The organism is Kitasatospora aureofaciens, from assembly GCF_019192735.1.
Taxonomy (GTDB): Bacteria; Actinomycetota; Actinomycetes; order Streptomycetales; family Streptomycetaceae; genus Kitasatospora; species Kitasatospora aureofaciens_A.
In genome coordinates this window covers 42,842-56,413 of the sequence record NZ_JAHTKP010000048.1, presented here as the reverse complement: position 1 = coordinate 56,413, position 13,572 = coordinate 42,842, and the positions used below count along the sequence as shown (strand labels likewise).

The 13,572-nt window shown below is 70.9% G+C and carries 11 protein-coding genes and 1 pseudogene; 4 read left to right on the top strand and 8 right to left on the bottom strand.

The genetic code is table 11. The features are described from left to right. Window positions 1-100: 100 nt before the first annotated feature. The gene (locus tag KV557_RS31535) at window positions 101-1,144 is read right to left on the bottom strand and encodes a GMC family oxidoreductase N-terminal domain-containing protein (protein WP_218204967.1); all 1,044 of its coding nucleotides are present in this window, start codon (window positions 1,142-1,144) and stop codon (window positions 101-103) included. Window positions 1,145-1,379: 235 nt separating this feature from the next. Here KV557_RS31535 and KV557_RS31530 point away from each other — a divergent pair. Beyond that, window positions 1,380-1,568, top strand: a pseudogene (locus KV557_RS31530) (alpha/beta hydrolase); the annotation flags it as partial. A gap of 231 nt (window positions 1,569-1,799) precedes the next feature. Further along, the gene (locus tag KV557_RS31525) at window positions 1,800-2,567 is read left to right on the top strand and encodes a G1 family glutamic endopeptidase (protein ID WP_218204966.1); all 768 of its coding nucleotides are present in this window, start codon (window positions 1,800-1,802) and stop codon (window positions 2,565-2,567) included. A gap of 20 nt (window positions 2,568-2,587) precedes the next feature. Here KV557_RS31525 and KV557_RS31520 read toward each other — a convergent pair whose 3' ends face one another. From KV557_RS31520 to KV557_RS31510, 3 genes are all read right to left on the bottom strand, one after another. Then, window positions 2,588-4,216 (bottom strand): transposase, encoded by a 1,629-nt coding sequence (locus KV557_RS31520; protein ID WP_218204965.1) that lies wholly within the window; start codon window positions 4,214-4,216, stop codon window positions 2,588-2,590. Window positions 4,217-4,445: 229 nt separating this feature from the next. Further along, window positions 4,446-5,876, bottom strand: coding sequence for a sialidase family protein (locus KV557_RS31515; protein WP_218204964.1), 1,431 nt, complete (start codon window positions 5,874-5,876; stop codon window positions 4,446-4,448). Window positions 5,877-6,013: 137 nt separating this feature from the next. After that, window positions 6,014-6,169 carry a hypothetical protein gene (locus KV557_RS31510; RefSeq protein ID WP_256178240.1) on the bottom strand — a complete coding sequence of 52 codons (156 nt, stop codon included), beginning with the start codon at window positions 6,167-6,169 and terminating at the stop codon, window positions 6,014-6,016. Between the two features lie 27 nt (window positions 6,170-6,196). On the opposite strand from KV557_RS31510, the gene bla reads away from it, so the two are divergent. Beyond that, window positions 6,197-7,111 (top strand): class A beta-lactamase, encoded by a 915-nt coding sequence (bla, locus tag KV557_RS31505; RefSeq protein WP_218204963.1) that lies wholly within the window; start codon window positions 6,197-6,199, stop codon window positions 7,109-7,111. Window positions 7,112-7,168: 57 nt separating this feature from the next. Here the strand turns inward: bla and KV557_RS43260 are convergent, their stop codons facing one another. Beyond that, window positions 7,169-7,294, bottom strand: a complete 126-nt coding sequence (locus KV557_RS43260) for a hypothetical protein (protein ID WP_256178239.1) — start codon at window positions 7,292-7,294, stop codon at window positions 7,169-7,171. Window positions 7,295-7,363: 69 nt separating this feature from the next. On the opposite strand from KV557_RS43260, the gene KV557_RS31500 reads away from it, so the two are divergent. Beyond that, the gene (locus KV557_RS31500; protein ID WP_218204962.1) at window positions 7,364-8,422 is read left to right on the top strand and encodes a vWA domain-containing protein; all 1,059 of its coding nucleotides are present in this window, start codon (window positions 7,364-7,366) and stop codon (window positions 8,420-8,422) included. A 346-nt stretch (window positions 8,423-8,768) separates the two neighbouring features. Here the strand turns inward: KV557_RS31500 and KV557_RS31495 are convergent, their stop codons facing one another. The 3 genes from KV557_RS31495 to KV557_RS31485 form a co-directional block, all read right to left on the bottom strand. Continuing rightward, window positions 8,769-9,929 carry a baeRF2 domain-containing protein gene (locus KV557_RS31495; RefSeq protein WP_218204961.1) on the bottom strand — a complete coding sequence of 387 codons (1,161 nt, stop codon included), beginning with the start codon at window positions 9,927-9,929 and terminating at the stop codon, window positions 8,769-8,771. 208 nt (window positions 9,930-10,137) lie between these two features. Next, window positions 10,138-12,759 (bottom strand): ABC transporter permease, encoded by a 2,622-nt coding sequence (locus KV557_RS31490; RefSeq protein ID WP_218204960.1) that lies wholly within the window; start codon window positions 12,757-12,759, stop codon window positions 10,138-10,140. A 60-nt stretch (window positions 12,760-12,819) separates the two neighbouring features. Further along, on the bottom strand, window positions 12,820-13,572 hold the full coding sequence (locus tag KV557_RS31485; RefSeq protein ID WP_218204975.1) for an ABC transporter ATP-binding protein: 753 nt from the start codon (window positions 13,570-13,572) through the stop codon (window positions 12,820-12,822).

Below are 13,572 nucleotides of genomic sequence, written 5' to 3'. Positions count from 1 at the left end.
CCCGCCGCTATCTGCCTGAGGGCAGCATGGACCAGCTCTACCCTGGCGAGCAGGCTCGCGACCAACTACCACCCACCGCATGACCGTTGGCAAACGACCACTACACCACTTCACGGGACATGACCCCGAAACTGGGGTCCAGCAGACGCGGCGCCTCGGCGCCGCCGCGTTTCTCCCAGGCCTGGAAGACGAATCCCAGAAAGTCGCCGTTGCCCGAGAAGTGAGTGCCGAGCGTGGGGCTGATGCGCGGGACCGCACTCCGGTTCCGCAGCAGCAGATAGGGGGTGCCGAGCGCTCCGGCGGCGAGAATCAGTCGGCGCGCCCTGACGACGCACCGTTCGGCGTGGTCCGGTCCGTCCTCATCCCCGTCCAACGGGCGCTTGAGGTACGAGATCGCGAATTCATCGGCGGTGCGCTCGAAGGAGCGCACCTCGCAGCCTGTGCGGAGCACGGCACCGTGCCGCTTGGCGGCGCTGAGGTAGGTGAGGTCCAGGGTATTCTTGCTACCGAAGTTACACCCGAGATCGCACTCGCCGACGAGTCGGCAGGTGTAACGCGGTACACCGTGCAGGTTCTGCTCACCGCCGAGAATGGGAACCCCGGGCACCGGCTGCTGACCCGGGTTGCCGAAGGTCACGGCCAGTGGGGGTAACTCCCAGTCCAAACCCAGGAGATGGGCCGCCTCCCGCATGGCGGCGGTCTTCGGCGTACTGCGATAGGGCTCCCCGTGGGAGGGGTAGGCCTGCACTCCCATCACGGTCTCGACCTGCTTGTAGTGCGGAACGAGCTGGTCGTAGGTGATCGGCCAGTACTCGCCGTCCGCGCCCGCGGAGTCGTCCTGAGGGAACCAGTTCTCGGGCTTGCGCAGCAGGACGTTGGCGTAGATCAGCGAACCCCCGCCGAGTCCGCTGCAGACGACGGCATCGAGGTCCGAGAAGCTCCACACATCGAACATGCCGTACAGCCCGTGATCCGGGGCCCAGAAGTTCGCGGCGGTGGCGTGCGGACCGCGCGGGAAGCTGCCCGGCGGGAACGCCTTTCCGCGTTCGAGCAGGCACACACTCTTTCCGGCCTCCGCCAGCCGGAACGCCATGACCGAGCCGCCGAAGCCGGACCCGACCACCACCGCATCGAAGAAGTCCATGTCGGCCGCCTCCACGAGGCACGGGCAACTGCACAGGACAGACGAACGACCGTGTACTCCCATCGTGGCGCAGCCGGTCGCCCCGCGCATGCCGTGGCAGCGTCGCCCACGGCCGGCCTACCGGCCGGCCCGACCAGTAACCGAATGGGCCAGGCAGGCGTCAGCCGATCTTCCGGACCACCTCGGGGGAGTCGCCGGTTTCGTTGCTCACGTCGTCGCGAGCGCCCTGGAAGCCGACGAACGTCGGGACGACGAGCACATCCCGCGCGAGGCCGGTCTCGCGCTGTTCGACGCCTTCGCCTCGACGGAGAAGACGTTGCACGCCAACGCGGGCAAGCACCAGGAACTGCCCAGGTTCGAGGCCGACAGCGCAGTCCGGTTCTTCGCCCGCCACCTCGGCCGGGCCGCCGCAACTCCGGCCTGACATAACCGGCCTCGGCGCCCGGCCACCGGCCCGGCGCCGAGGCCGACTTCGCCTCGCTGTTCGAGGTCGCCGCACGTGCGGCGGGCCTGCGCCGACAGGCGGGAGGCACAGGCGCAGGCGGGCGGCAGGGGGATCCGGAATTCGTTATCACCCCGTAACCCATCGGCCCGGAGCACGGGCGTTACCGTTGTCGACGCTTGGTCAACTCCACACCCTCACACGGGAGTAGCCATGTCCGACGCCCGTCGAGGCACCACTCGACGCACCGCTCGACGCACCCTCGTCGCCTCCACCGCCCTGCTGACCGTGCTCGGCAGCGGAGTTCCGGCCGTCGCCGCCACCGCCCCCGCCCTCGTCCAGGCTCCGCTCGTCCACCACGGCGGTGGTGTACTGCGCAGCACCAGCGGCAACTGGGCCGGCTACGCCGCCACCGGCGGCATGTTCACCAGCGTCAGCGCCAGCTGGGTCCAGCCGTCCGTCTCCTGTGCCGGCACCAACACCTGGTCGAGTTTCTGGGTCGGCCTCGACGGGGACGGCAGCAACACGGTCGAGCAGATCGGCACCGAGGCCGACTGCTCCGGCGGCTCGCCGGTGTACTCCTCCTGGTACGAGATGTACCCGCAGTACCCGTCCAACTTCGGCAACACCGTGCGGCCCGGTGACCATTTCACCGCGAGCGTCACCACCAACGGCTCCGGGTCGTTCACGCTCACCCTGTCCGACACCACGCAGGGCTGGAGCCGCACCGTCAACAAGTCGCTGCGGAGCGCCGCCCTGGCCTCCGCCGAGGTGATCGCCGAGGCCCCGTCCAGTTCCTCCGGCGTCCTCCCGCTCTCCGACTTCGGCTCCGTCTCCTTCACCAGCGCCACGGTCAACGGACGGAGCCTCGGCTCGTCGAACGCGTCGAGCATCACCATGGCCTCGGGCGGCGTCACCAAGGCCACCACCTCAGGGCTCAGCGGCGGCACCGCCTTCTCGGTGACCTGGAAGCACAGCTGACGACCGTTCCTGAACAGTGATCAGGAGTGATCGTGAAGATCGACTCTGTCACTGCGCGCATCCCGAACGGTTTTGGGTGCGCTGGTCGCCCGCGTTCTCTGGTTCCCTGTCCGGGCGTGCGGCTCTTGGCTGCGGTCCGTGACGGGGCGGCGGGTTTCCTCACGCCCCCGGTCACCTGGTCCGGCCTGGGCGGTCCGATGCCCGTGCACATCGCTCTGGTGTGCGCGGGGCGGTGTCGTCCGTCGCCGGATCGGGTGTCCGAGGGCGCGTCGTCCGATGGCCACCGCTGCCGCCTGGTGGCGGGTGGTGGCGCGGGTCTTCGTGGTGAGGGGCTTCTTCCAGTGCCGGTCTCCCCACAGACTGGTGTAAGCGGGATCGACGGCGATCACCGACAGGCCGTGCTCCGCGCACATCGCCAGCAGGCGGGAGCGGAGGCGGCCGGTGGGGATGCCGGAGATCAGCTGCCGCAAACGCTTCTTCCGGCCGTGCTTCTCGCGGGACTTGGAGTCGGTGAAGTCGAGGTCTTCGACCGCGATCGCGCGCACGCCGGTGCCGGTGGCCCAGTGCAGGAGTTGGGTGAGAGCGTGGCGCAGCTGCGCGTCCCGGTGGTTCGCGTTGCCGGTCAGGTCGTAGTCGAAACGGCGGGGTTCGCCGACCGGGTTGCCGTGCACGTCGAGGTGCCAGGCCGCCAGGTGGTCGGCGTTCGTGTCGACGCCGACGACGCCACCGGTCCGCAGGCTGTCCAGGAGAACGACGGGCAGGTCTTTGCGGGTCCACGACGCGTCGAGGTACCAGCGGTCGCGTTCCACGTCCAGGTGGATGCGGTAGGCGACGGCCCGGTTCGCTTCGATGCGGTCGGCCCATTCGTCCCCACGATGGGGGAAGCTCACGCGGGCGGCCGGCGTGTACCGGCCGTGCGGGGAGTTCGCCAGCCCGGCGAGTGGCGCGGGGAGCTTGATGCTGATCTCGCCGGCGGGGGTGACGCGGATCGTCTCGTTGCCGAACCGTTTGCCGGACTCCCCGTCAGCGGACAGGAACCAGCGCGCGGCCTCCCAGCGGTCCCGCCACTGCGCCTCGGTCATTCCCGCAGCGGTGAGGTTGTGCCGGGTGTTGGCCAACTTCCTTCCGCCCCGCAGCACGCGCACCCGTCCGGCTTCCCGGTCGGCCCGCACCTGAGCGGCCCGGTCCTCCAGTACCGCCAGTCGACGCGACTTGGCGAACCACTCGTGCGCCGAGCGGTAGCCGCCCGGGGCCTTCCTGGTGCCCTTCTCGCCGATCGGCAGGGACAGCCGGTGCCGGATGGTCCTGGTCCCGGATTCCAGGCCCTGAATGTGGGCGAACTGCGCCCGGCGGGACAGCCCCCACTGCGCATGCGTCGCCCCCGTGACCGACCCCGCCCAGCGGGACGACGACTCGGCCGTCAGCTCCCGCTTCCGCGCCGCCCACGTGTCCGTGGAGTGATCCAGACCGTCGGCGCAGCGCGCCTTGAGATCGCGGGAGGCCAGCGAGCCCATGTGCTCGCCGACCAGCCGCAGAACCTTCTCGTCCTCCGGCGTGAGGCCCTTCAGCCGGTCCCGTATACACACACCGCTGGCAGGATCGGCCACGAACGACCGGGCGATCTGCCGCAACGTCTTCTTCTCGGACACGACAAACCACCTCCCCGACGACCGATCCGGATCAAGACACCAGCACCCTACACACACCATCAGAACGCCACAAAATCAAGCAAATAGCCGCATATTCAGCACATCCGACAACACCACTAAACAGACCTTATGAACACTCAGTGACACTCAACCGCCAGCAGTTCGCCACCCCTGGCGCCGGCGTCGATCACCGAGGAGGTGATCGACACCGGCGCCCGGACCCCGAGCCTTACGGCAGGGTCACCCCCACGGTCGCGGCCCAGATGCTGTCATTCGAGGCCGTGGGCGCGACCGCGCTGCCCCAGGCCAGCACCAGCCGGGTCGGCGACAGTGCGGAGAACCCGAACGTGTCGCCGGGCCACACCGTGCTCGTCCCGAAGTTCTGCGAGACCTGGACGGGAGCCGACAGCCACCCTTGCGTCGTCGAGAACGTCCGGAGGTACTGCGCGTAGCCGCGCGGGTCGCTGCTCGACAGCCAGCCCACGTACGCGATCCCCGGGGGCCCGGCGACGACCTGCATGATGTGCGGCACGTTCAGCGTGTCCGTGGGCACCTGGACCGGCCTCGACCAGGTCGCGCCGTGGTCCCGCGAGTAGGAGAGCCACCCGGTGTCGGTGTTGGGGCCCTGGGTGTCCCAGGTCGCGTACAGCGTCCCGTCCGGACCGAGCGCCTCGCTGCCGTCGATCCACCACTCGCTGTTGTTCATCGTCCCGGCGTCGGCGCCGATCCGCACCGGCTGCGACCAGGTCGCGCCGCCGTCGGTGGAGCGGGTCGCGTAGGTGTACGCGACGGTCAGGTTGTCGGTGGGGACGTTGGTGACGACGTAGCCCTGGTAGATCACGTCGAGCGAGCCGTCCGGCTCGACCACGATCGGCGCGCTGTCCGCCCCGCTGTTCGGGTAGCCGGGGCTGATGTGCGACATCGGGCTCCAGGTCCGGCCGCCGTCGGTGGACTTCTGCAGCACCGCGTTGACGTCTCCGGTGGCGAACGCGCAGCTGCCGGTCGGCGAGCAGACGAACGTCACCGCCGCCGCGCTCGGCCCGTAGTCCCACGTCAGGTACAGCGTGCCGTCCGGGCCGACGGTGATGAAGTCGCGGTCGCCCCAGTTGTTCGCATCCGGCGGGACGATCGAGCCGGCGGTCTTGAACGTGGCGCCGTGGTCGGTGCTGACGTCGACGACGGGGTAGCTCTGGCCGGAGCGGGAGACCATGAAGGCCACGTAGACCGTGCCGTTCGGCGCCACGGTGATCGCCGGGTCCCAGGACCGGCCGCCGTTCTGTCCGACGCTGCCCGGCAGGGTGACCGGCGCGCCGAACGTGGCGCCGCCGTCCAGGGAGCCGGAGAATCCGATGCCCTTGCAGCCGATCCACGCGTCGTAGACGGCGTTCACCGCCGGGTCGACGGCCTGGATGGTCTCGGCGTTCTGGCCTGCGCACGAGGCCGAGATGTTCGTCGGCGTGCTGATGGTGTAGGAGGCGGCCGGCGCGCCGGTCGGCGGGGCGGCTTCTACGGAATGGTTCGTCAGATTGGAGGAGTTGGCGGCGCTTTGGGTGGCGCCGGCCGGTGCGGCCTGCGCCGGGCCCCCCGTGAGGGCGAGCACGGTGAACCCGGCACAGAGGCCGGCTATCAGGGATCTGAGCGTGGCGCGAGGTGCGTGCACGAGCTGATCTCCTTAGGGCGGACGGGACTTGGGGAAGTAGCAGGCCTGCGAGAGCAAAGCTCCGTCCTGCCCCCGGACGGATTCCCACAACCGTCACTTCCGAAGCGTGCGACAACGCCGTGAACCGTACGGCAGGTTCAGCGGCGCCCGTTCGCGACGATGCGCAGCCCGTCGACGGCGAGGCGGGCGACGGTGCCGATCGCGGCGTCGGCGGCGGGGAGGGTGATGCTGGTGGCGGCGGCGCGACCGCGACGCGACCGCCGGATCGATCCGCTTTCCCCACGCACGACCATCGAGTACGACCATCGAGGAGATCACTGATGACGCCTGCGCTCCGGCACTCCCGTACCGCGCTGCCGGCCGCGGTCCTGCTCGCGGCCGCCCTGCTGACCGGATGCGCCACGAGCGGCACCAGCGCGCCGCCGACGGCAGCAGGCACGGTCGCGCCCACGTCAAATACCGACGCATTCAAGGAACTTGAGCAGCACTTCGGCGCCCGCCTCGGCCTGTACGCGCTGGACACCGGCAGCGGCCGGGAGGTCACCTACCGCGCGGACGAGCGGTTCGCGTTCGCCTCCACGATCAAGTCGCTCGCCGCCGGGACCCTCCTGCACCACGCCTCCGACGAGGAACTGGACAAGGTGGTCACCTACCACGCGGAGGACCTGCTGAAGTGGGCGCCGATCACCTCGCAGCACGTGGCCACCGGCATGCGGGTGCGCGATCTGGCCGCGGCCGCCATCGAGTACAGCGACAACACCGCGGCCAACCTCGTCACGGCCGAGCTCGGCGGCCCGGCGGCCGTCCAACAGGCCCTGCGCGACCTCGGCGATCCGACCACCAACGTCAACCGCACCGAGCCGACCCTCAACGAGGCCACCCCGGGCGACCCCCGCGACACCAGCACGCCCCGCGTCCTCGCCGCCGACCTGCGCCGCTTCGTGCTCGGTGACGTCCTGGCGGACGCCCGGCGCCGGCTGCTGACCGACTGGCTGGTCGGCAACACCACCGGCGGCCCGTACATCCGCGCCGGCGTCCCCGCCGGCTGGAAGGTCGGCGACAAGACCGGCAACGCGGGCTACGGCACCCGCAACGACGTCGCCGTCGCCTGGCCGTCCGGTGGCCGCAGTCCGGTGGTCATCGTCGTACTGTCCGACCGCGGCAAGCCGGACGCCACCTCCGACGACGCCCTGATCGCCCAGGCGACGCGGGCCGCTGTCGGCGCCCTCGGCTGATCCGCACCAGGCCCGCCCACCGGGGTGGGTGTACCCCTGAGCGGGGGCACAGGGGCACTACAGCTTGATCACCTCCCGGACGGTGTGGAGGTGGACGAGGACGTCGTAGGCCCGGCCGATGGCGATCTCGGGGATCCTGTCGTTCGAGGTCTGCCGCGGGGCAGGCGGGTGATCGTCCGTCAAGCTCCGTTGTCAGTGCCTCCCCATAGTGTGGAGACATCACTCGGGGAGCGTCGGAAAAGGAGCAGAAATATGTCCACAAACAAGATCCAGCACAAGGTGAATCACGTCGCGCTGGTAGTGGACTGTTCAGGTTCCATGCGCCAGCACCAGAGTCAACTCATCCGCGTCGTGGACGAGTTCGTGGCGGGCTTGAAGGCCGAGTCGGACAGCCTCGGTCATGAGACCCGGATCAGCCTCTACTCCTTCGACCACAAGGTGGAGAACCTGGTCTGGGACATGGACGTGAAGCATCTGCCGTCCATGCGGGGTCTGTACAAGGTCAACAATGGCGCTACGGCCCTCATCGAGGCCTCTCTGAAGTCCCTGGACGACCTGGGCCATATCTGGGAGGCGTACGGCGAGCACAGTTTCCTCCAGATCGTGGTGACGGACGGCGAGGAGAACGCCTCCGGCGGTGACATACGGCACGATGGCGACATGGCCATTCTCGGCCCCTGGCTCGACAGGATCGCGGCGAAGATGGGTGCGCTTCCGGGCCACTGGACTTCCGCGATCCTCGTTCCGAACTCCCTGGCGAAGCGAACCGCCCAGAACTACGGCTTCCCCGCCGGAAACATCGCCATCTGGGATGCGGATTCCCAGGAGGGTGTCGAGGAGGCGATCGGTACCGTGCGCGCTGCCGCCACCAGCTTCCTCCGTGGCCGCGAGAAAGGCGTGCGCGGCACGAAGAACCTGTTCGCGGTCGGCCAGGACATCTCGGTCGACGACGTGCGGGCGAACCTCGAACCGATCCCGGCCGACAAGTACCGACTCCTGAAGGTCGACACGGAGGTCGAGATTCGATCCTTCGTCGATTCGCATCCGGGCGTGACGTACGAACGCGGGTCGTGTTACTACCAGCTGGGCACCCGGGTTCAGGTTCAGCCCGACAAGGAAGTCATCGTGGTCGAGAAGGACACCGACCGCGCATACACGGGCGACGCGGCACGCAGTCTCCTGTTCGGCACGGGTGTCCAGGGGACCGTCTCCGTGAAGGCGGGGCGTAATCCCAAGTTGGAGGTATACGTGCAGAGTCGTTCGGTGAACAGGAAGCTCAAGCCGAATACGCGTCTGCTCATCATGCTCTGAAATGCACGAGAAGGGCGTAGAGCAGGTGGTCCAGGACCAGTTGCGAAGCGTCGTCCAGTCGTGGACCTCACCCGATGTCGGTTCCGCGAGCACGGTCGTGCACGGCCCGGCCGCCGTCCTGGCGGAGATCAAGGCAATCGCCGCGATCACCACGAGCGGCACCAACCGAACCGGCTGCCCATTGTGGCCATGCCGCAGGGTCTGCCGCGCCCTGTTCCAACTCTTCTGTGCGGTAGTCGAGTTCGGCGTGCTGCGAGCGGAGCTGACGGGTCAGCGCCCGACGTTACCCGAGCGTCCCCGTGGTGGGCAGCAAGCGGCCGACTTCCCCCGACGCCGGCGGGCCCGCTCAGCCGGCCCAGCGCAGGACCGCGCCGAGGCCGCCGGGCGGCCCGGGGACGGTGTCCGGGACAAGCAGGGCCTCCGCTCCGGCGGCCGCGGCGGCGCGCAGCAGGGCGTCGGCGGCGGGGGCCTGTTCCGGGTGGCCGACGCCCATGCTGCGGATGTCGGCCCGGTGGACGCCGATGTGCTCGGGCCGCGGGCCCGTCCAGACCGGGCGCTCCGGGTCGTGGCCGCCGCTCGGCTGGACGAGCAGCGCGGCGAGCTGGTGCTGCCGTGCCGCGCTGACGACGGCGGGCACGCCCCGGGCGGCGGCGCCGGGCGCGGTCTCGGTGCCGGCGCCGTCGGTGGCGTGTTCGCCGGGCCGTCCCAGGCCGGCGCGGAAGGCGTTCAGCACGGTGTCCAGGTGCCGCGTCCGGTGGTCGTCCCAGGCCTCGCCGATCCGCCGGTCGAACACGTCGCGGGCGATGCCGTCGGCCCGGCCGCCGCCGTCGACCTCGACGGTGACCGGCCGGAGCTGCTGCGGCAGTCGCTCGTGGACCGCCCGGCGCTCGCGGACGCCGCCGGTGAGGACAAGCAGGCGGGCGCCGCTGTCGGGCCAGATCCGGGCGAGGTGGTCGGCGATGATCCCGGCGGTGCGCTCCCAGGTGTCCTCGACCCGGTGCCGGTAGTGCCATTCGTGGCGGTCGGTGGGCGGGGCGTGGTGGCCACGCCCCTGCCACTGCGGTCCTTCGACGGTGCCGATGGGCGCGGTGCCGTCGAGGTCGCGCCGCTCCAGTTCGGCGCCCGTCCGGTCGATGGCGGCGACCAGGCACCGGGGCGCCGCGTCGTCCAGCATGCCGAGCAGCGGGGCGGTGTGCGGCAGCGGCGCCCACGTGGCGGCGACGTCCGGCGGCGAGACGGCGAGCGGGACGTCGAGTGCGACCTCACCGTCCGTGGCGAACAGCGCGCGCCCGGGCGGGGAGCCGGCGGCCGGTTCGCGGGCCAGCTGGTCACGGACGGCCGCGCAGGTGCGCTCGTCGGTGCCGAGATCGGCGAGCCGGTGTACGGCGGCGCGGTCGATCAGCGCCCGACGCTGGGCGGCGTCCTCCGTGGCGCGGGAGGTGTCGAGGTAGACGGTGGCCCAGGGGCCGGGCCGGTCGAGCAGCGGGGTGAGAAACGCGAGGTCCATGGCGGCCTCCCGAGATCGGTGGCTCACTCGCGCACCTACCCGCCTGGGGCCGGGGAACACCCGGCGGCCGAGGCTCCGCCGTCGGCTCCCCGGCCCCCGCGGCTCGCACCGGCCCGTCCTGCCCGGCCCCAGCGGACGCCGGCCCCGGCCCTGCAGGAGCCGGTTCAGCAGGACCTGGCCAGCAGCTCCCGGTTGCGCAGGCCGTGCGTCACGCCTCCGCGACGGCTTCCAGCGGGCTCAGGGCGGCTGCCCGGCGGGCCGGGACGGCGGCGGCGACCGCACCGATCGCGAGGGACACCAGGCACACAAGGAGCAGCGTCCCCCAGGGCAGTGCCAGGGAGTACTGCTCCATCGCGCCGTTGGCCAGTGCGCCGACCGCCCAGGCGCTGACGAGTCCGCCCGCCAGGCCCAGCAGGGTGCCGAACGCGGCGACGATCACGGCTTCCAGCCGGATCATCCGGCGGATGCCGGCGCGGTCCATCCCGATGGCGCGCAGCGCGCCGATCTCGCGGGTGCGTTCGGCGACCGACATGGCCAGGGTGTTCACGATGCCGAGCGAGGCGATCACGACGCCGATGGCGAGCATCCCGTACATCAGGGTCAGCAGGTTGCCCATGGTGCCGGCGGCCTCGTGGACGAGTTGCCGTCGGTCCTGCACCTTCAGCAGCGGGTTGTTGCCGACGGCGGTCCGCAGCCGGTCCTCGGTGCTCGTGGAGCTCGCGCCGCCATCGGTGCGGACGAGTATCCGCTGGACGGAACCGGGCTTGAAGCTGTTCCGCTGTACGTCGTTGCGGGCGCCGAGCGCATCGTGGGCGGTCGGGTTGTCCTTGTAGACGCCCACGACGGTGTACGCGGTGTACGTGGTGACGTCCTGGTTCCGGCCGATGCGGGCGTTGACCTGGCTTCCCGTCCTCAGGCCGTTCTCCCGGGCGGTGGTGCTGGAGACGGCGATCCGGCCCGGCCCGAGATCCTTCACGGAGCCGCTGACGAAGTCGAGCCTCATGACGTCGTTCACGGTGTCGGGGTCGACGCCGGAGACGGTCCGGACGCCGCCGCCGATGAACAGGGTGGAGTCCGTGACGGCGCTCGCGGTCCGCACCCCGGGCGTGCCGGCCACCCGCTGTACGGCGGCCTGGTCGACGCCGGTCGTGGTGTTGCCGGTGCTGATCACGTAGTCGGCGCCGAGGCCGGCCGCGGCCTGGCGGTCGAGGGCCTGCCCGGTGGAGTTGCCGATGACGGCGAGCCCGGTGACCAGTGCGGTGCTGATCAGCAGGGTGGCGGCGGTGGCCGCGGTGCGCCTCGGGTCGCGCAGCGCGTTCTGCTGTGCGAGGTGTCCGGCGATCCCGAGGCGGCCGGGCCGTCGTCCGGCCAGCCGTCCCGCCAGCCGGATCACCGGGACGGCGAGCAGCGGCGCCAGCACGATCAGGGCGACGACGAGGACGCCGCAGCCGAGCATCGCGCTGCGCAGGTTCTCCTCCGAGGCGTCCTTCGCCCCCGTGAGCGAGATCAGCATGCCGGTGCCGAGGGCGAGGAGGGCCAGGCCGACGACGGCACGGATGCGGGATCGGCCGGTGGGCGGCTGCTGTGCCGTACGCAGCGCCTCGATCGGCGCGATCCCGGCCGCCTTGCGGGAGGGCAGCCAGGCGGCGAGGACGGTGACTCCCACGCCCACCGCGAGCGACGCCATGACGGGGCGCGGGCCGATCACCAGGGGGCCGTGGGGCAGCGCGTTCCCGTCGGTGCTCAGGGCGTCGGGCAGCACCGAGGCGATGCCGAGGCCGAGGAGGAAACCGGCTGCCGATGCGGCGAGGCCGACCAGGGAGGCCTCGGCGAGGACGGAGCGGACCACCTGACGGCGTGAGGCGCCGATCGCCCGCAGCAGCGCGATCTCGCGGGTGCGCCGGGTGACGAGCATGGTGAAGGTGTTGACGATGAGGAACGAGCCGATGAACAGCGCGACTCCGGCGAAGACCATCGGCATCTTCGCGTAGCCACGGGTCAGGGTGCCGACGTAGACGGCCTGCTGGGCGGCCTGGGCAGCGCCGGTGGTCGCCTCGGCCCGGTCGGCGGGGAGCACGGCGGTGACTCGGCGGGCGAGCTCGAACTGGTCGGTGCCGGGCGCGGCGGACACATCGATTCCGGTGTACTGGCCCGGGGATGCGAACAGCTTCTGGGCGGTCGCCCTGTCGAACAGGACGAGGGTGCCGCCGGCCGTCACCCGGGTGTCCTTGGTGGTGACGATGCCGGTCAGCCGCTTGGTCATGGCCGGACCGTCGGTGGCCAGTGTGATCGTGTCGCCGATGCCGACGTGACCGGCGGCGGCGGTGCCGCTGTCCACGGCGATCTCGTCGCTGGTGGTCGGGGCGTGGCCCTCGATCAGGGGATAGCGGCTGTCGTTGCCGTCCTTGCTGTCCTTGCCGTCCTTGCCCGGTACGTAGGCGCCGGCCAGGTTCGCCCCCGACCTGACGCGCAGCGGAGTGCCGTCTGCCGCGTTCAGGACGGCCGAACCGTCGACGGAGGGCCGCACGGCGGCGACGCCCGGCACGGTCGCGAGCGTCCGCGCGAGCGCGTCGTCGAGCACGCCGTCCTGCTGGTCGGTCTGCTGGTCGTTCTGTCGGCTCGCGGCGGCCCTCGGCGGGGACTCCTTCGCGGTCACGGTGACCGCGATGCCGGCGAAGTTCTTCGACGCGGCGGCGCGGTAGGCCTCGGCGGTCGAGTCCGCGAAGACAAGGGTCCCGGAGACGAACGCGACACCCAGGCAGACCGCGAGGACGGTCATGGCCAGACGGGCCTTGTGCGCCAGGACGTTGCGCAGGGCTGTGCTCAGCATGGGCAGCTTTCGGGAACGTGGGAGGAACGGGGATGTGCGGACGTACAGCACAGGCGCGGGTCAGCTGGTGCGTGAGCGGGCGTCGAAGGTCTTCATGACGTCGAGGACCCGGTCCGGGGTGGGGTGTGCCATCTCGTCGACCAGGCGGCCGTCGGAGAGGAAGACGACGCGGTCGGCGTATCCGGCGGCGACGGGGTCGTGGGTGACCATGACCACGGTCTGGCCCAGCTCGCGTACCGAGTCCCGCAGGAAGCCGAGGACCTCGGTCCCGGCGCGGGAGTCGAGGTTGCCGGTGGGCTCGTCGGCGAAGATGATCGCGGGGCGGGAGGCCAGCGCGCGGGCGACCGCGACGCGCTGCTGCTGCCCGCCGGACAGCTGTGCGGGCCGGTGGGCGAGGCGCTGGGAGAGGCCGACCATGGAGACCACGCGGTCCAGCCACTGCCGGTCGGGGCGGCGTCCGGCGATGGTCAGCGGCAGCGTGATGTTCTCCAGCGCGGTCAGCGTCGGCAGCAGGTTGAACGCCTGGAAGATGAAGCCGATCCGGTCGCGGCGCAGCTGGGTGAGCTGCCGGTCACTCAGCGTGCTCAGTTCGGTGGTGCCGATGCGGACGGAGCCGGAGCTGGGTGTGTCGAGCCCGGCGGCGCAGTGCATGAGGGTGGACTTGCCGCAGCCGGAGGGGCCCATGATCGCGGTGAATTCGCCTTCGCGGAAGCCGATGCTGACCCGGTCCAGGGCTGTGACCTCGGTTTCGCCGCTGCCGTAGGTCTTCGTCAGGTCGGTGGTGGCGGCCGCGATCCCGGGCGTCGTCTGCAA

Bases quoted from the DNA above. Each gene is read 5' to 3' on its own strand.
- KV557_RS31535 (WP_218204967.1), bottom strand. From the start codon at position 1,144: ATGGACTTCTTCGATGCGGTGGTGGTCGGGTCCGGCTTCGGCGGCTCG.
- KV557_RS31510 (WP_256178240.1), bottom strand. From the start codon at position 6,169: ATGGTCGTGCGTGGGGAAAGCGGATCGATCCGGCGGTCGCGTCGCGGT.
- KV557_RS31500 (WP_218204962.1), top strand. From the start codon at position 7,364: ATGTCCACAAACAAGATCCAGCACAAGGTGAATCACGTCGCGCTGGTA.
- KV557_RS31490 (WP_218204960.1), bottom strand. From the start codon at position 12,759: ATGCTGAGCACAGCCCTGCGCAACGTCCTGGCGCACAAGGCCCGTCTG.
- bla (WP_218204963.1), top strand. From the start codon at position 6,197: ATGACGCCTGCGCTCCGGCACTCCCGTACCGCGCTGCCGGCCGCGGTC.
- KV557_RS31495 (WP_218204961.1), bottom strand. From the start codon at position 9,929: ATGGACCTCGCGTTTCTCACCCCGCTGCTCGACCGGCCCGGCCCCTGG.
- KV557_RS31525 (WP_218204966.1), top strand. From the start codon at position 1,800: ATGTCCGACGCCCGTCGAGGCACCACTCGACGCACCGCTCGACGCACC.